This window comes from Micromonospora sp. WMMA1949, assembly GCF_027460145.1.
Lineage (GTDB): Bacteria > Actinomycetota > Actinomycetes > Mycobacteriales > Micromonosporaceae > Micromonospora.
The window spans coordinates 4,907,051-4,923,656 of record NZ_JAPZBG010000001.1; the positions used below are offsets into that span (position 1 = coordinate 4,907,051).

At 70.6% G+C, this 16,606-nt stretch carries 11 protein-coding genes and 1 pseudogene; 4 read left to right on the forward strand and 8 right to left on the reverse strand.

What is annotated here, in order from left to right:
- Nucleotides 1–59: 59 nt before the first annotated feature.
- On the reverse strand, nucleotides 60–4,142 hold the full coding sequence (locus O7607_RS23080) for a non-ribosomal peptide synthetase (protein WP_269705265.1): 4,083 nt from the start codon (nucleotides 4,140–4,142) through the stop codon (nucleotides 60–62).
- A 316-nt stretch (nucleotides 4,143–4,458) separates the two neighbouring features.
- Here O7607_RS23080 and O7607_RS23085 point away from each other — a divergent pair, with 316 nt between their 5' ends.
- Nucleotides 4,459–5,802 carry an MFS transporter gene (locus tag O7607_RS23085; RefSeq protein WP_269705266.1) on the forward strand — a complete coding sequence of 448 codons (1,344 nt, stop codon included), beginning with the start codon at nucleotides 4,459–4,461 and terminating at the stop codon, nucleotides 5,800–5,802.
- A 46-nt stretch (nucleotides 5,803–5,848) separates the two neighbouring features.
- Here O7607_RS23085 and O7607_RS23090 read toward each other — a convergent pair whose 3' ends face one another.
- The 4 genes from O7607_RS23090 to O7607_RS23105 all read right to left on the reverse strand — a co-directional run bounded on the left by O7607_RS23090 (nucleotide 5,849) and on the right by O7607_RS23105 (nucleotide 9,078).
- Entirely contained in the window at nucleotides 5,849–6,514 is a 666-nt protein-coding gene (locus O7607_RS23090) for a response regulator (protein ID WP_269705267.1), read from the reverse strand.
- Between the two features lie 340 nt (nucleotides 6,515–6,854).
- Nucleotides 6,855–7,070 (reverse strand): hypothetical protein, encoded by a 216-nt coding sequence (locus O7607_RS23095; protein WP_269705268.1) that lies wholly within the window; start codon nucleotides 7,068–7,070, stop codon nucleotides 6,855–6,857.
- Nucleotides 7,071–7,633: 563 nt separating this feature from the next.
- Entirely contained in the window at nucleotides 7,634–8,338 is a 705-nt protein-coding gene (locus tag O7607_RS23100; RefSeq protein ID WP_269705269.1) for an SGNH/GDSL hydrolase family protein, read from the reverse strand.
- Nucleotides 8,335–9,078 carry a class I SAM-dependent methyltransferase gene (locus O7607_RS23105; RefSeq protein ID WP_269705270.1) on the reverse strand — a complete coding sequence of 248 codons (744 nt, stop codon included), beginning with the start codon at nucleotides 9,076–9,078 and terminating at the stop codon, nucleotides 8,335–8,337. Before O7607_RS23105 ends, O7607_RS23100 begins: the two co-directional genes overlap by 4 nt.
- On the opposite strand from O7607_RS23105, the gene O7607_RS23110 reads away from it, so the two are divergent.
- On the forward strand, nucleotides 9,061–9,753 hold the full coding sequence (locus tag O7607_RS23110; RefSeq protein WP_269705271.1) for a TetR/AcrR family transcriptional regulator: 693 nt from the start codon (nucleotides 9,061–9,063) through the stop codon (nucleotides 9,751–9,753). The two genes, O7607_RS23105 and O7607_RS23110, sit on opposite strands and share 18 nt — an antisense overlap.
- A 553-nt stretch (nucleotides 9,754–10,306) precedes the next feature.
- Here the strand turns inward: O7607_RS23110 and O7607_RS23115 are convergent.
- A pseudogene (locus O7607_RS23115) lies at nucleotides 10,307–10,936 on the reverse strand (GNAT family N-acetyltransferase); the annotation flags it as partial.
- 325 nt (nucleotides 10,937–11,261) lie between these two features.
- Nucleotides 11,262–13,946 carry a helix-turn-helix transcriptional regulator gene (locus O7607_RS23120; protein WP_269705273.1) on the reverse strand — a complete coding sequence of 895 codons (2,685 nt, stop codon included), beginning with the start codon at nucleotides 13,944–13,946 and terminating at the stop codon, nucleotides 11,262–11,264.
- A 97-nt stretch (nucleotides 13,947–14,043) separates the two neighbouring features.
- Here O7607_RS23120 and O7607_RS23125 point away from each other — a divergent pair, with 97 nt between their 5' ends.
- Entirely contained in the window at nucleotides 14,044–14,457 is a 414-nt protein-coding gene (locus O7607_RS23125) for a hypothetical protein (protein WP_269705274.1), read from the forward strand.
- Nucleotides 14,458–14,636: 179 nt separating this feature from the next.
- Here O7607_RS23125 and O7607_RS23130 read toward each other — a convergent pair whose 3' ends face one another.
- A complete protein-coding gene (locus tag O7607_RS23130; protein WP_269705275.1) occupies nucleotides 14,637–15,872 on the reverse strand; it encodes an MFS transporter in 1,236 nt (411 codons plus the stop codon).
- Nucleotides 15,873–15,960: 88 nt separating this feature from the next.
- On the opposite strand from O7607_RS23130, the gene O7607_RS23135 reads away from it, so the two are divergent.
- Complete coding sequence (locus O7607_RS23135; RefSeq protein ID WP_269705276.1) at nucleotides 15,961–16,581, forward strand: CGNR zinc finger domain-containing protein; 621 nt, start codon at nucleotides 15,961–15,963, stop codon at nucleotides 16,579–16,581.
- Nucleotides 16,582–16,606 lie beyond the last annotated feature (25 nt).

The window sequence follows — 16,606 nt, forward strand, 5'->3', positions numbered from 1 at the left end:
TTGGTCGACAGCCCGGTGCCGGCATCGCCGGCACCGGGCGGGGACGGACGGGGTCGCTTTCAACTACGCTCGTGAATCAGATCGTCGATGATTGATGCGACGTCGGTCAGGTGTGGTTCCCGCAGCATGCTGTAGTGGGTACCCGGCACCCGCCGGTGCTCGACCCGGGCGAGGTTCGCCTCGATCCACCGACGCGTGTGGTGGTCGCCCGAACCCTCCGCGGTCAGCAGCGACACCACCCCGTCGTACGGTGCCGGACGGTAGCGGCGGAACGCCAACGCGTTGGCCCGGAACACCGCGCTGCGACGGGCCATCTCGTCGACCGCCTCGGCCGGCACGAGTCCGCGCTCGCGGAGCGCGGCCAGGACCGCCGCGGTCCGCTCATCGGGTGGCAGCGCGGCGAGCCGGTCGCGGTCCAGCGCCGGTACGTCGGCGTCCTGGAGCGCCGCGACGTCCTCCGCGAAGTCGATCAACAGATCGGTGTCGTCCGGCAGCGGGCCGTCCCCGGCCGGGGACGAGGTGTCCAGCAGAAGCAGCAGCTCCACCCGCTCGCCGTCCCGGGTCAGCCGGCCGGCCATCTCGTAGGCCACCATCCCGCCGAACGACCAGCCACCGAGCCGGTACGGCCCGTGCGGCTGGCGGCGGCGCAGCTCCGCGACGTACCGGGCCGCCATCTCCGGCAGGTCCGTGCACGGCTCGCCGTCGTGCAGCCCCGCGGCCTCGAAACCCCACACCGGCAGGTCGGTGGGGAGCAGCGCGACCAATGGCAGGTACGGCACGACCGAGCCGCCGACCGGGTGCACCAGGTGCAGTGGTGTCCGGCTCCCCTCGGCTCGCAGCGGTACCAGCGACGAGGCCGTCGCCCGATCCGCGCCGTCGGTGCGGACCGTGTCGATGGCGGTGGCCATGGTGGTGAGGGTGGGGTGGGTGTAGAGGGTGCGTAGGGGGAGGTTGATGTGGAAGTGGTTGTGGATGTGGGTGATGAGTTGGATGGCGTGGAGGCTGTTGCCGCCGGTGGTGAAGAAGTTGTCGTGGGGTTGGGGGTTGGGGTTGTTGGTGAGGGTGGTCCAGATGGTGGCGAGGGTGTGTTCGGTGGGGGTGTGGGGTTGGTGGTGGGTGGGGGTGTCGGTGTGGGGGAGGGGGAGTTGTTTGCGGTCGATTTTTCCGCTGGTGGTGAGGGGGAGGTGGGTGATGGGGGTGATGGTGGCGGGGATGAGGTGCAGGGGGAGGTGGTCGGTGAGCCAGGTGCGTAGGTCGGTGGTGAGTTGGTCGGGGTGGGGGTGGTCGGTGGTGATCCAGGCGATGAGGTGGGGGGTGGTGTGGGGGTCGGGTTGGTGGGTGCCGGCGATGGCGTGGTTGATGTGGGGGTGGGTGGTGAGGGTGTTTTCGATTTCGCCGAGTTCGATGCGTTGGCCGTTGATTTTGACCTGGTGGTCGTTGCGGCCGAGGTATTCGAGGGTGCCGTCGGGGTTCCAGGTGGCGATGTCGCCGGTGCGGTAGAGGCGTTGGCCGGTGGTGGGGTGGGTGATGAAGGTGTGATGGGTGAGGTCGTCGCGGTGGTGGTAGCCGCGGGCGAGGCAGGTGCCGGCGAGGTGGAGTTCGCCGGGGATGCCGATGGGGGTGGGTTGGTGGTGGGGGTCGAGGACGTGGCATTGGGTGTTGGCGATGGGTCGGCCGATGGGGATGGTGGGGTCGGTGTGGTGGGGGTGGCATTGCCAGTAGGTGACGTCGACGGCGGCTTCGGTGGGGCCGTAGAGGTTGTGGAGTTCGGCGTCGAGGTGGGTGAAGAAGCGGTCGCGTAGGTCGGCGGTGAGGGCTTCGCCGCTGCAGAAGACGCGGGTGAGGGTGGTGGGTGCGGTGGTGGTGTCGAGGTGGTTCAGGAAGTGGCGGAGCATGGCGGGGACGAAGTGGACGGTGGTGATGTTCTCGCTGGTGATGGTGTGGGTGAGGTAGGCGTTGTCGCGGTGTCCTTCGGGTCGGGCGAGGACGAGGCGGGCGCCGACCATGAGGGGCCAGAAGAACTCCCAGACGGAGACGTCGAAGGTGTAGGGGGTTTTCTGCAGGACGGCGTCGTGGGCGTGCAGCGGGTAGGTGTGTTGCATCCAGCGCAGGCGGTTGTCGATGGCGCGGTGTTCGACCATGACGCCTTTGGGTTGGCCGGTGGAGCCGGAGGTGTAGATGACGTAGGCCAGGTTGTCGGGGGTGACCGTGGTCTCGGGTGGGGTGTCGGGGTGGGTGGCGACGGTGGGCCAGTCCGTGTCCAGGGCCAGGTGGGCGGTGGTGGCGGGGAGCCGGTCGGTGAGGTGGTGCTGGGTGAGTACGACGGGCACGCCGGTGTCGTCGATGAGGTAGCGCAGGCGTTCGCGGGGATGGTCGGGGTCCAGGGGGACGTAGGCGGCGCCGGCTTTGAGGGTGGCCAGGAGGGCCACGACGAGTTCGGTGCTGCGCTGGGCGCAGATGCCGACGAGCCGGTCGGGTCCGGCGCCGAGGTCGATGAGGTGCCGGGCGAGTTGGTTGGCGCGTCGGTCCAGTTGTGCGTAGGTGAGGTCGGCGCCGGCGTAACGCACGGCCACCGCGTCGGGAGTGCGGGCGGCCTGCCGGCTGATCGTCTCGTGCAGACACGCCGCGGGTCCGTAGTCCACCGCCGTGTCGTTGAAAGAGTCCAGCAGCCGCTGTTCCTCCTCGTCCAGCAACGGCAGCCGACTCACCGGCAGCCCCGGATCAGCCACCGCGGCGGCCAGCACCCGACCCAGATGAGCGACCAACCGCCGAACCCGACCCTCCCCGAACAACTCCGTCGAATATTCGACGAGCACTTCGAGTTCGTCATCGGGGCCCTGAATGGCGGTCACCGTCATGTCGAACCGCGACCGGGTGGTGTGGAAGGGGAGCATTTCCCCGGGCACCTCACCCAATCCGAAACCCGAATCCGCCGGCCCCGACGAACGCAGGGAGAAGCTGGTTTGGAAGAGGGGGTTTCGGCTGGGGTCGCGTGGGGGTTTGAGGTGGCTGACGAGGGTGCTGAAGGGGATGTCCTGGTGTTGCAGGGCGCCGAGGACGGTGTCGTTGCAGCGGTTGATCAGGGTGTGGAAGTCGGGGTCGCCGGTGAGGTCGGTGCGGAGCACGACGGTGTTGGCGAAGTAGCCGACGAGGGGTTCGACTTCGGGGTGGTGGCGGCCGCTGAACACGGAGCCGACGGTGATGTCGCTCTGGCCGGTGTAGCGGGACAGGACCACGGTGAAGCCGGCCAGGAGGGTGGCCAGGAGAGAGGCGTTGTGGTCGGTGGCGAGTCGGCGGAGGCGGTGGCCGAGGTCGCGGGGCAGGTGGGCCCGGTAGCTGGCGCCGGCCCAGGTGCGTTCGGCGGGGCGGGGCCGGTCGGTGGGCAGGTCGAGGGTGGGCAGGTCGCGCAGGTTGTGTTCCCAGTAGGTGAGGTGTTCGCGGAGGGTGTCGCCGGTGAGGTGGCGGCGTTGCCAGGCGGCGACGTCGGCGGGCTGGACGGTCAGCGGGGGTAGCTGGGGTTGCCGGCCCTGGGTGAGGGCCTGGTAGGCCTCGGACAGTTCGTGGGTGAGGATGCTGACCGACCAGCCGTCGGTGACGGCGTGGTGCAGGCTCAGCAGCAGCACGTGGTCGTCGGTGTGCAGGCGCAGCAGGGCGGCGCGCAGCAGCGGGCCGGTGGCCAGGTCGAACGGCCGCTGGGCCTCGGTGTCGGCGTGGCGGACCGCTTCGGTGAACGGGTCCTCGGCGGTGGACAGGTCGATCACCGGCAGGTCCGGGCCGTCGCCGGCAGCGTCGATGAGCAGGCGCGGACTGCCGTCGCCTGCGGTGGTGAACCGGGTCCGTAACGCCTCGTGCCGGGCGGTCAGCAGCCGTAACCCCGACCGCAACGCCGTCACGTCCAGCTCACCACGCAGCCGCAACGCGAACGGCACGTTGTAGACCGTCTGCCCCGGATCCAACCGGTCCAGGAACCACAACCCCTCCTGCTGGAACGACGGCAACAACGGCTCGTCCCGCGACACCACCGGCACACCCCGTTGCACCGACGCCCGCTCCCGCAACCGCCGCCGCAACAACTCCTGCTTGACGTCGGACAGCATCGACACTCGATCCGTCGTGGCGTCCTCTCGCCGCATCTGCGTCATGGCCCCTCGCTCGTCGGTCGCGGGAATCTGATCCGGAATGCTCCTCACGCTAGGCAGCGCGGAGGACGGCGTCTGCCTCGTGACGTTGATTCGGCAGGCGCTGCTGGGTTGCAGTTGAGCGGCTCAAACGCATTTTCCGAGGTAATCAGCGCCATCATTTTGCTTACCTTGATGACGTCGCCGGGCCGAGTGCCCGGGTTGGCGGTAACGTCGGTATGCCCGGGACGTCCCCCGTCCCGAGCCTGAAGTTCGCCGGGCACGCCTTTCGCACGGCAACCCCCTTTGACGTACGCGAGCCCGCAGTGGAGGACCGCAGGTGAAGGCATCCGCAGACGTCCCGTTGAACCGCAACGCCAGCTTCCTCAAGTTGTGGGGCGGGCAGTCGGTCGCGCTGCTGGGCAGCAAGGTGTCGCAGTTGGCGCTGCCGCTGGTGGCGATCTACACCCTGGATGCCAGCCCGTCCATGGTCGGCCTGATCGGCACCGCGACGTTCCTGCCGTACCTGTTGTTCGCCCTCTGGGCGGGGGCCTGGATCGACAGGCGTCGCCGGCTCCCCATCATGATCACCACCGACGTGGTGCGTGGCGTCGTCCTGCTCGGCATCCTCGGCCTGGCGGTGACCGGCACGCTGACCATGTGGATCATGCTGGGCCTGGTCTTCGTGTTCAGCACCTGCTCGGTGCTGTTCGAGCTCTGCTACTACTCGTTCGTCCCGTCGATCGTGCCGTCTCGTGACCTTGTCGCGGCGAACAGCCGGTTGCAGGCCAGCGACTCGGTCGCCGAAGTCGGCGGTCCCGGCCTCGGCGGTGTGCTGGTGCAACTGCTCACCGCACCGTTCGCGCTGCTGGCACAGATGATCTCGTTCGTCGTGTCGGCCGTGACGCTGGCGTCGATCCGGGACCGGGAGCCGCAGCCCGAGCCGCCTGCCGGGGGCGCTCCACCGATCATGGCCCAGATCCGCCAGGGCCTGGTGACTGTCGTACGCGCTCCGTTGCTGCGTACCCTCGTGGTGAGCGCCGCCCTCTACAACTTCTTCGCCAACTGGGTGATGGCGTTGTTCCCGGTCTTCGCCGTCCGGGCGCTGGACCTCAACGCCGCGACGATCGGTCTGATCCGCTCCTGCGGGGCGATCGGTGGCGTGCTCGGTGCCGTCGCCGCCGGGCGGCTGATCGCGCGGCTGGGCATCGGCCGCTCGTACCTGGCGTCGATCGTCCTGCCGTTCGTGGCGTTCGTCGTCATCGCCGTGACGCCGGCGAACACGGCGTTCACCGTGGTGGTGCTGACCGTGGCGTTCGCCGCCAGCGGCTTCCTCGTCGTGTCGAACGTGGTCGCGATCAGTGTCCGGCAGACCATCACCCCCAACGACCTGCTCGGCCGGATGAACGCCACCTACAAGTTCATCTCCTACGGGGTGATCGCCCTGGGCACCTTCGCCGGCGGAGTGGTCGGCGACCTGCTCAGCCTCCGGACCGGAATGATCATCGGTGCGGTGGGTCTGGTGCTCAACGTGCTCTGGATCCTGACCAGCCCGCTGCGGCCCATGCGTGAGCTGCCGGAGCCGGTCGACGAGACGCCGGCATCGGGGCCGGAGCCCGGGGCCGACCGGGAGGTGCCGCCACCGCGCGAGGTGGTCGAGGATGCGCCGATCAGCCGGGGCTGAGCAACTTCCGTCGGTGGCTCCGCCCCGGCCCACCGACCGCGCGCGGTCAGTTGAAGTTGACCAGCCCGGCCTGATAGGCGAAGGAGACGAGCTGGGCGCGGTCCCGGACCTGGAGCTTGCACCGCAGCCGATAGATGTGGGTCCGCACCGTCGCCACGCCGATGTAGAGCTTGCTCGCGATCTGCTCGACCGACAGCCCTTGCGCGGTGAGCAGCAGGATCTCCCGCTCCCTGGTGGTGAGCGTCATGGCCAGGGGGTCCAGCGGACGCGGCCGGTCGGTCTCGTGCTTGCGGAACCAGTCGAGCAGTCGCCGGGCCACCGACGGGCCGAGCATCGCCTGCCCCCGGGCCACCGCCCGGATCGCGAGCACCAGCTCCTCGCGGCTGGCGTCATCCGACAACAGCGCGTTGGCTCCGGCCCGCAGCACCTCCGTGTGCGTCTCCTCGGAGCCCTCGACCGCGTACACCACCACCGGGGGGTTGGTCTGTTCGTTGTCGCCGCGCAGCCGACGGGTCAGGTCGGTGCCCGACATTCCGCGCAGGCGTAAGCCGGTCACCACGGCGTGGGGCCGTTCGGAGCGTACGAGCATCAGGGCGTGCACACCGCTGTCCGCCACACCCACGATCTCGAAGTCGGGCTCCGCCGACAGCAACCGCTGCAAGCCGGCAGTGACCAGCGGTCGCTCGTCGCAGATGAGTACCCGAAGCGCCATCCTGGGAACACCCCCGTTTGTCCGGCCCTTCCATCGGCAGCCGAGGGAGGGCCCCTGTCCTGTCGGCAGGCCGTGAAATATTCACGGACCTGATTGCGAAGATTAAGTGCCCTCCGGCAACTGTGCTATTCAGCGCATGCACGCTTACTTTCCGTTACTGGAGTCCTCGGGCCGTCCGAAGTGAGTTGACCTGCCTGTTTCCAACCGAGGCACGCATAGTTCTGGTAGAACCTTTCGGATGATGGGATCCGGCGGGCGGAAAGTTCCGGCATCTGAAACGTTGCCGTCCGGCTTGACACTCTGTTGCCGGCACCACAAACGGCCGGCGCCTGCACCTGTGCTACCGGTCCAGGTCGGCGAGGACCGCCGCCAGGACGGGATCGAGCTGCCTCAGCGCCGGGGTGCGCATCATGCGGTGGTGCGTCGTGGCGACCTCGTGCGTGGTGATGTGACCGCCGATGTAGGGACGCCATTGATCCGCCAGCCCGGACGGGCCGGCCGTGCAGAGCAGCAGGTCGCCCCCGAACACGCTCGGCGTGAAGCGCCATCCGACCACCCGGCGGGCCGTACGGGTCGGGCACGAACCGCTCGGCCGTCAGCCCGGGACGGTTGCCGTATCCCCGGGGCAGGCCCGCGCCGGCGGTGTACAGGTGGCCGGGTCTGGCATGACGTGCCCGATCAGGCACCGCTCGCCCCGTGCGTCCGTGCCGCGCTTCGCCCGCGCTGATCGAACGCCTCGCCGCCCGCAGGACCGCCTGACGCTGCGGATCGAGCAGCCGGCGTTGCTCCTCGCTCTTCGGCGTGCCCGAAGAGGTCACCGACCAGATGGACTTGGGTTATCCGCAAGGTTTTGCCGATCCTCATCGGCGGTGGGGCAATGGTTCGTGTGGTCTCTCGGACACAAACGACAACCCCACGGTGTGCGCTGAGGTCCACTTCAGCGCGCACCGTTTGCGTTTTCCGGCTGGTAGTTCTCCGCGGTCACCTCGATCCCGACACCGGTCATGCCGACCGACGGTAGTGCGCCACCGCCGCAGCCATAACCCGATGGTGGACCCGCCTGGTGCGAACGGTGCGAACGACCCAGGGACCCGCCGGTGTGCAGGTCGTGCCGGCTCGTCAGGGCGCTGGTTGGCCAAGACGGAGCCGGTCGGCGACGTCCCGTGCCCAGAATCGGTATCCGTGGGTCGACGGGTGGAAGCGGTCGATGCTGAAGAAGTCGGGTGGCGGCGTCCCGGCGGGTTGGTCGATGAACGACGTTCGGGGGTGGTCGCAGCAGACCTCCCGGGTGACCGCGTCCAGTGCGGCGGCGCGCTCTCCGAGATAGCGCGCGAGGGTGGCCGGAATGGCCGGGAACAGGGTGAACGGCGGAAGTCCCACTACCGCCACCCGGTGTGCGCGGCGGGTGAGCCCGGCGAGGATACCGGTCAGGTCCTCGCGCCAGAGGTCCGGTCCGCGGCCGGCCAGCACGTCGTTCGCGCCGGCGAGCAGTACGACCAGGTCGAGGTCGTCGTCGAGGCGCGGCACGAGCTGGAATCGGATCCGGCGGGAGGTGGCGCCGAACTGGCCGACGGCCTGCCAGTCGACCGGCCGACGGGTGCGGGCGGCCAGTGCCCGTGCGAGGCTGGCCGCGAACGCCTCCTCGCCGTCGGTCACGCCGCAGCCTGCGGCGGTCGAGTCGCCCAGTACGGCCAGGCGCAGCGGCTCCGCCCCGGGGCCGGGGACGGTGCCGCTGACACCGCCACCCGGTGCCGACGCGAGCCGCAGAGTCGAGCGCAGCCAGGCTCCCTGGACCACGACGACCGGCAGCCAGACCGGGTTCATGCCATCACTCCGGCGCCGTTGCGGGCCAGGGTCAGGGTGGTGCGCAGGTCGAGAGTCAACGTGCCGCCGAGGTCGTCGACCACCCGGCCGAGCAGTTCGAGGCCGCGCTGCCGCAGTTGCGGCGGGGCGGTCAAAAACGGGCCGAAGGTGCGTACCAGTGCGAGGTACGGGTCCCGGGTGAGCGGCAGATGGCGATGGAACTGCTGCATCCGGGCGTCAGTGAACATGTGGCTGGCCATCACGTCGTGGTACATCCAGTCGGCCGGAGGTTCCCGAAGCGCCGGGTCAAGGGAATCCAGCGCCGATCGGATGGCAGCCGCGTGCCGGGCGTCGGCGAAGCCGTACCGGTGCCCGAACAGGGCGAGGACGCCGCCGGGTGCCAGGGCGTCGCGGGCCCGGGAGGACCGGGTGTGCGGGTCCAGCCAGTGCCACGCCATGGCGCAGCCGAGCACGCCCACGCCGCCGGGCGGCGGAGTCCACTGCTCGAACGTTCCCGTATACACCTCGGCCCGCGGAACCTTGTCCTTCAGGAGGCCGGCCTTGCGTGGATCCGGCTCGATGCAGATCAGCGGCGCGCCGATGGCGGCCAGCACCTCGGTGCCCTTGCCGGTGCCAGCGCCGATCTCGGCCACCGAGGCGGGCCCGCTGCCGTGGTAGGCGACGATCGCATCGGCAACGCCGGCCGGGTAAGCGGGCCGCTCCCGCTCGTAGAGGGCGGCCACGTGACCGAAGACGTTCATGACGACCTCCTGGGCGGCAGCGCCCCCGTGTACGCTGCCGTATACGGAAGGCTAGCTGGCCATGTACGGTGCCGTATACGGTGGAGTGAGGTGGATCACATCAAGTTCGAAACGCGGACCCCGCGAGACCGATGGATCGAGGCCGGCCTTGAGGCGCTCGCATCCGGCGGTCCGGATGCGGTACGGGTCGAGGCGCTGGCCAAGCGGCTCGGCGTATCCAAGGGCGGCTTCTACGGCTTCTTCGCCGACCGTGATGCGCTGCTGACGGCCATGGTGGACACCTGGGAGCGGGAGAGCACCGACGAGGTCATCAACCGGGTCGAGAAGGAAGGCGGCAGCCCGAAGACCCGAATCGCCCGAGCCGGCGTCCAGACCTTCTCCAGTGACCGGCTGCTGCCGATCGACCTGGCGATCCGTGACTGGGCCCGGCGCGACCCGGTGATCGCCGATCGTCTCCGCAGGGTCGACAACCGGCGGATGGGCCTCCTGCGGGAGATGATCGGCACCTTCTGCGACGACCCGGACGAGGTGGAAGCCCGCAGCGTCCTCGCGTTCTGCCTCCTGATCGGCGAGCACTTCCTGGCCGCCGACCACGGCGATCGGTCCCGGGCGCAGGTGCTCCGTCGCGCGGGTGACCTCATCCTGAACCGACACCCGGGCCAAACGCCGGCGTGACCGGCGAGCCCGGTCGCCGCACGGGCCAGGGTGGCGTCCGCTCATGCCGCGATTCAGCGGTTCGCGGGTCGGGGCGCGCTCAGTCGGGCCAGCAGATCACCCGTCGCCGTCCCGTGCGGCCGCGACGAGCAAGCGGTACGTCGCTGAGATCGTCACGGACATCGCGCGTGAGACGTGACCGCTCCGCCGGCGTAGCCGTCTTGCTGGGCACACAGAGCCGGGAGGTCTCGACGGCCTCCCGGAGCCATCGCCGGTCGACGTCCGAAACCACACTTCCCCCGTTCCTTCGAAACATCAGACTGATGTGCGTCGTACCGCACGGCAACGGGTCACTTCTGTGCGCCAGGGACAGGCAGCGGCAGCAACCCGGCGGCGACTGCGGCGACGACGACCAGCAATCCGGTGACTGTGATCACGACGACGCCCGGAAGGCAGTACGCGAGCGCGGGCCACCTGCCCTGATGCGGTCCACACCGATACCGTGCTGTTGTGCGACTGGCCCGTGACCGCCGACAGGGTCCGTTGGCGAGCCTGCAGCTCGGCGGCCGGGCAGGAGCAGCGCTTCGGCTCCCACCGCCCGGAACCCGGCAGCTTGAAACGCCCGCACGCTGCGGGCGTTCCCGGCGGCCTGCTGGGACCAGACCGGCTGCCGATCAGGCACCAGATGCCGTGCGGCCAGCGCCAGCGACCGCCCCAGCCCTTGATGACGAAGCCCTTCATCGACCTCTATGGAGGCCTCCCAGCGGCCCGCCACACCTTGGCTCAGGACGATCACCCCGCCGTCAGCCGCCCAGACGCGAATGTTGTCACGACGGTGGCGCGCTCTGCCCGCTCGGGGGTGATCGGCTTCCAACAGCTCGGTCAGTCGCAGGGGAGGCGCGCCGGCGAGCGGGCTCGCGACAGTCAGCAGATCAATCGTGTCCATGGATCGCCCTGTCCGGCCGAGCAGCGCGCTCAAAAAGCCCGGATTCATGGTGGCGGCCAGGGCATCGCAGTCCAGGGCCGCCAGGACGCCACGTACCCAGAGCGGATCCTCGTCGGTGAATACCACCGAGTGTGCGGTGAACGCGATCACTCCGGCATCGCGATGGTTTGGCTGTGGCACTACCGTGGTTCCGCCGTCCGGTGCGGGAAAGTGCCCGTGCGCGGCAGCATTCAGGATGTCGGCCAATGCACTACTCATGATCAAGCTCTTTCCTGCCCGAATCGTCCAGGTGGCTTGAAGGTCGATCCTAGGCTCGCCACCCGAACCAGGGCTGTCCGTCCGATGAGTTCTTCGGCACGTCTGTGGTCATCAGCGACAGCGCTCCCCGTCGACGACCACGACCGCTCAGAGTCGGCGCGGTGTTGGCTCGAACGACGCTTTCGGCGGTGGGGCAATGGGTCGCGTTGCCGGGCCGGGTGACAGGTACAGCCCAAGGCCGCGACAGACATCCAGTTTGTGTTCCGGCCGGGGCCCACGAGGAACATCTGCCCGGACGCTGGCCGTCTCCTGCGGGCGGCCGTCCTCACTCGGCGGACGCGACCCCGACCAGCGTCGCCAGCTGAGCCCGCGACGTGATGCCCAGCTTGGGGAACGCCTTGTAGAGGTGGTAGCCCACGGTCCGTGGGCTGAGGAAGAGTTGGGCGGCGATGTCGCGGTTGGAGGCGCCGGCGGCGGCCAGCCGCACGACCTCGCGTTCCTGCGCCGTGAGCACGCTGAGCGGATCGCCGGCCCGGCGCGGCGCGGCGGGGACGTCCCCGGTCGCGCGCAGCTCGGTGCGGGCCCGCCGGGCCCACGACTCCGCGCCCAGCCGGTCGAAGACCTCCAGCGCGGCGCGGAGCTGCGTGCGCGCGTCCGCCCGCCGCCGGGTCCGCCGCAGCCACTCGCCGTAGGCGAGTCGCGTCCTCGCCTGCTCGTACGGCTGGTCGTCGCCGTCGTGGGCGCGGACGGCGGCGACGAAGTGCGCCTCGTCCTGCTCCACCAGGGCCCGGCAGCGCAGGGCGACCGCGTCCGAGGCCGGTTGACGGACATGCCGTGCCCAGGTCACGTAGCGCTCCAGCGGCTCGACGGCCCGCTCCGGCCGGCCACTGCGGACCGCCGCCTCGACGAGATCGGCGGCGGCGAGCGCCCCGAACCCGGTCGGCGGGATCCGTTCCAACTGCTCCACAGCGGCGTCCGCGTTTCCCTGGCCGAGTTCGAGCCGGCCGAGCGCCCAACGTCCGAGGGTCGCCGCGAGGACCAGCTTGCGCTCGTCGGCCCGCCGGACGGCGTCCTCGGCCCTCGCGCGGCACCCCGCCACGTCGTCCTGATGAGCGAGCACCCAGGCGAGGCAGCAGGTGAGGTGGATGACCCGGTGCTCGTGACCAAGGGCGGTCGACAGCCGCAGCCCTTCGTCGAGGGTCGCCCTCGCCTCCCCGTAGCGGCCCTGTAGCCCTTGCGCGAACCCCTGGTCCTGGAGGGCGAACGCCAGCCAGCCGATCATCCCGCTCTTCCGGCAGTCCGCCACGACCCGCCCGGTGAGTTCCTCACAGAGTGCCGCGCGGCCCGTCGCGAGGGCGGCGCCGGCGGTGAAGGTCAGTCCGGGAACTCCCAGCCCGGCGAGCCCGGACGGGTCCAGCGCACCGCCGGTGAGCGGCAGCCCACCCGCGAGGTCGCCGGCCAGCAGCCGGGCCAGCCCGACCGCCTGGCCGACCAGCGGCGAATTGGTCGCCGGGAGCTCGTGGAGCGCCGTCGCCGCCTGTTCGGCCAGCGGCGCGTCGCCGGCGAACCAGGCGCAGCGAACCGCCTCCACCAGCAGCCAGGTCGCCTGCTCAGGTCCGTGCGCCGCCACCCGGGGCGCGGCGTCGAGGATGATCCGGCCAGCGGCCAGCGGGGTGCCCAGCTCGACCTCACGGTGGGCACGCACCTGGGTCAGCGCCACGATCATCGCCGGGTCCTCCACGTCGGGCGTGGCGCTTGCGGCGAGCGCGGCGGCGCGGTCGGTCAGACCGGCGTCGCTCGCGGCCAGTGCCGCCGCGGCCAGCCGAGCGGATCGGCGTACCGGATCGACGGTGAGCTCGGCGGCCCGCTGGTAGGCAGCCGCCACCGCGGCGTGACCGCCTCGGGTACGGGCCCGGCCCGCCGCCTCCTCCAGCTGCCGCGCGACGTCCTCATCGGGACCGAGCGCGGCGGCGGCCAAGTGCCAGATACGCCGGTCGGCGGCGTCGGGCGAGGTCGAGGCGCTCAGCGCGTCAGCGAGCGCCCGGTGTACGGCGAGGCGGCGGCTCACCGACGCGCTCTGGTACGCGGCCGCCCGGATGAGGGGATGACGGAAACCGACGGCCGTCCCGTTGATCCCGATCAACCGGCTCCGCTCGGCGGCTTCCAGACCGTCGAGCGGAGCGCCGGCGGCGACCAGCGTGGCGAGGTCGCCCGAGCCTTCCGCCGCCGCGACCAGGAGCGCGGTACGCGCGGCCTCGGGCAGCGCGGCCACCTGCGCGAGGAAGGCCTCCTGGATCCGCTCCGACACCGGCATCGCCCCCACCGGCGACAACCGCCCAGCCCGCTGTTCGGGCGTCAGCGCGGCCGACAGCTCGATGAGCGCCAACGGGTTGCCGGCCGACTCCTGGACGAGGTGCGCCCGAACCTGCGGCGGAAGATCGGCGGGAAGCAGGGCGGCGGCCGCCGTGTGGTCGAGCCCGGCGAGACGGTGTTCGGGAAGGCCGGTGACCGGGAGGGCCGGACGGGCGGCGAAGATCATGGCGACACCCTCGGCCCCGAGCCGGCGTGCCGCGAACACCAGGGCGTCGACGGACGCCTCGTCGCACCATTGCACGTCGTCCACGAGGCAGAGCAGCCCACCGTCCCCGGCCAGCTCCGACAGGAGACTGAGGGTTGCCAGACCCACCAGGAACCGGCTCTCCGGTGGCGCGTCGCGCAGTCCCAAGGCGGCGCCGAGCGCCCTCACCTGCGCGTCGGGCAGCGCGTCAATCCGGTCGAGTCCGGTCCGCAGAAGCATGTGCAGCGCGGCGAACGGCAACGCCGCCTCGGACTCGATGCCGACAGCGCGCACCACCCGCATGCCGGTCGCCCGCATCGCGGCGTACTCCAGCAGCACCGACTTGCCGATCCCCGGCGGTCCCCGGAGAACCAGGGCACCGCTGCGACCTTCCCGGGCGCCGTCCACCAGCCGGTCGATCTGCGCCTGTTCCTCGACCCGCCCGTATAGCACGACTGGCAACCTACCGTCACGATGACGGATTCGGCATGGCCATCAGCTCCGTAGCTTCGTGAGCAGACGCACGTCAGCACCACGAAGGGACTTCGAGATGGCCACCATCGCCAGCACCGCCCGGACCGCCGACGACGCCAAGCTGCTCCGCTTCGCCCTCAAGCAGGACGCGATCGGCTCGGGTGCCAACGGCGTCGTCTACCTCGCCGCCGCGGCGATCTTCGGCCGGATGTTCGGCCTTCCCGCCGGTCTCCTCTACCCCGTAGGCGTCTTCCTGGTCGCCTTCGCGGCCGCCCTGCTCTTCCTCGCGTCGAGGCCGACGGTGAGCCGACCCGCCGTGGTAGTCGTGATCGCCCTCAACATCGCCTGGGTCGCCGCGAGCGTCGAGCTGCTCGTCGCCGGCTGGTTCCCGTTGACCACCCTCGGCGTCGCGCTCGTCATCGCGCAGGCGGTGGTGGTCGCCGGCTTCGCCGCCCTCCAGATCGCCGGCCTGCGCCGGACCGCCTTCTGATTCGTGCTGATCCCCGGGTGCCCACTCCGGACCGGAACGCGGGGGGGGATCTCGCAGGCCGATCCGGCCGGCGCCCGTCCAGTGATCGAGACGCCCGTACCGTCTGCGACAACCCACGGTGTGCGCTGAAGTCGATCGCTCTGGCGTGGACCGCCCGGCGGCGGTGCCGGTAGTCCTCTCTAGACGCGGGTCGGCCGGCTGGCCGAGGAACTGGACGTACCGCCACCGGCGCTTGCGTGACGAAAGTCCGCATCGTGACTGAGAGGACGTGCGGGCGGGATGAGTCGTTCGCCGAGAGCCAGCACCAGGGCGGCCACGCCGAGCAGAGCGCCGATCAGCACCGTGGCGCGCACACCGTGGCTCGGCAGGGCCAGGCCGCCGACGAAGGCGCCGGCGGTGATGCCGACGTTGACCGCGGCGGAGACTGCGGCGGCGGCGAGGTCGGAGCGCCCGGGGGCCACCTGCAGTACGAGGCCGCCGAGCGTCGCGGTGAACGCGGCGAATGCCAGTCCGGCCAGAGCGATCAGGCCGACGGACACCGACGGCCGTTGGCCGAACGTGTACAGGCCGAGCAGTGCTGCCGATTGCAGTGCGACGGTCGTGAGGAGAGCGAGCCACGGGCTGCGGTCCAGCAGCGCGCCGACGGCGAGGATGCCGAGCACGCTGGCGATGCCACGCACGAACAGGACGGCCCCGACTGACGCGGCAGAGAATCCGCTGACCTCGGTGACGAAGAGGGCGACGTAGGTGTAGGCGGCGATGGCGCCGGCGGTCGCCAGGACGGCCATCGCCACCAGCAGCCAGAAGCGTCGGGCGTCGGGCGTCGCACCTCGGGCGGCGTGTCCGTCTTCCGGCCGCGTCGAGGGCAGCAGCGCGGCCACCACGACGAGCACGACCGCGCCGAGACCGGCTACCGCCAGGAACGATGTGCGCCATCCGGCGCGGTCGCCCAGCCAGGTGCCTGCGGGCACTCCCAGGGCCAACGCGACGGTGCCGCCGGCGAACACGACCGCGACGACCCGCCCGCGTCGTGCGGGCCGGAACAGTTCGGCCGCAGCCGGCACCACCACGGCCCAGAACAGCGCATGGGTCGTTGCGGTGACCATCCTGGCGACCAGGAGCAGCGCGAAGGTGCTCGTCAGTGCCGTGACGGCGGTGCTGAGTACGAAGCCGGCCAGGAGCGCCGACAGCAGCCGGCGGCGAGGGACCCTGCGGACCAGCGCCGTCAACGGGACCGAGGCGACCATCACCACCGCGCCGTACGCGGTGACGAGCATGCCCACCTGCGGCGGCGAGACGGCCAGGTCCACCGCCATCGGAAGCAGCAGCCCGACCGGCAGCGCCTCGGCGGTGGTGTAGAGGAACGTCCCGCCGGACAGTCCGATCAGCGCCCCCACTGCCCGTCCGCGTCTCATCTGGCCCCCTGTTTCCGGTAAAAGGACTTACGATGGCAACACGCTAGCGGCGCCCGTCGATGCAGGTCAACTGGTAAAGTGAGTTTCGATGGAAACACTTGAGGGTGTGACGCGGGTGCGCCTGGTGGGCGGCAACCTCGCGCTGGACTTCATCAACACCCGTACCGGTCCGCCCGTCGGATCTCCGGACGGCGACGTGCTGACCGGCTACCCCGAGCTCGTCGCCTGGAGCGTGTACGCGGGTACGCTCAGCGAGCCGGAGGCGGAGGCGTTGCGGCGGCTGTCACGCGATGATCCGGCCGGCTCTCAGACCGCCTTCGCCCGATCGCTGCGGATCCGCGACGACCTCGACGACGTGTTCCGGGCAGTCGCTGCCGATCGCAGCCCGGGCAGGTCCGTGCTGGCCCGTCTGCGGGACGACGAAGCGGACGCGCTCGGTCACGCACGACTCGATCAAGGGCGTACGTTCGAGTGGACCTGGCGGGACGACCAGACCCTTGCCCGGCCGCTGTGGCCGGTGGTGCACGCGGCGGTCCAGCTCCTCACCACCGGCGCACTGGACCGGATCAAGGGATGCGGCGGCTGTCGCTTCCTCTTCCACGACGAGAGCAAGAACCGCAGTCGCCGCTGGTGCAGCATGGACGACTGCGGAACGTCCGAAAAGATGCGCCGCTACGTCGCGGCGCGACGTACCCGCGCGACGAGCTGAGCCTGGCCCGTCACGATCCGGCGGC

What these genes read in the sequence shown, in the direction of transcription:
- O7607_RS23080 (WP_269705265.1), bottom strand. Translation starts at nt 4,142, where the DNA reads ATGACGCAGATGCGGCGAGAGGACGCCACGACGGATCGAGTGTCGATG.
- O7607_RS23090 (WP_269705267.1), bottom strand. Translation starts at nt 6,514, where the DNA reads ATGGCGCTTCGGGTACTCATCTGCGACGAGCGACCGCTGGTCACTGCC.
- O7607_RS23100 (WP_269705269.1), bottom strand. Translation starts at nt 8,338, where the DNA reads ATGAACCCGGTCTGGCTGCCGGTCGTCGTGGTCCAGGGAGCCTGGCTG.
- O7607_RS23105 (WP_269705270.1), bottom strand. Translation starts at nt 9,078, where the DNA reads ATGAACGTCTTCGGTCACGTGGCCGCCCTCTACGAGCGGGAGCGGCCC.
- O7607_RS23125 (WP_269705274.1), top strand. Translation starts at nt 14,044, where the DNA reads ATGGCCACCATCGCCAGCACCGCCCGGACCGCCGACGACGCCAAGCTG.
- O7607_RS23130 (WP_269705275.1), bottom strand. Translation starts at nt 15,872, where the DNA reads ATGAGACGCGGACGGGCAGTGGGGGCGCTGATCGGACTGTCCGGCGGG.
- O7607_RS23135 (WP_269705276.1), top strand. Translation starts at nt 15,961, where the DNA reads ATGGAAACACTTGAGGGTGTGACGCGGGTGCGCCTGGTGGGCGGCAAC.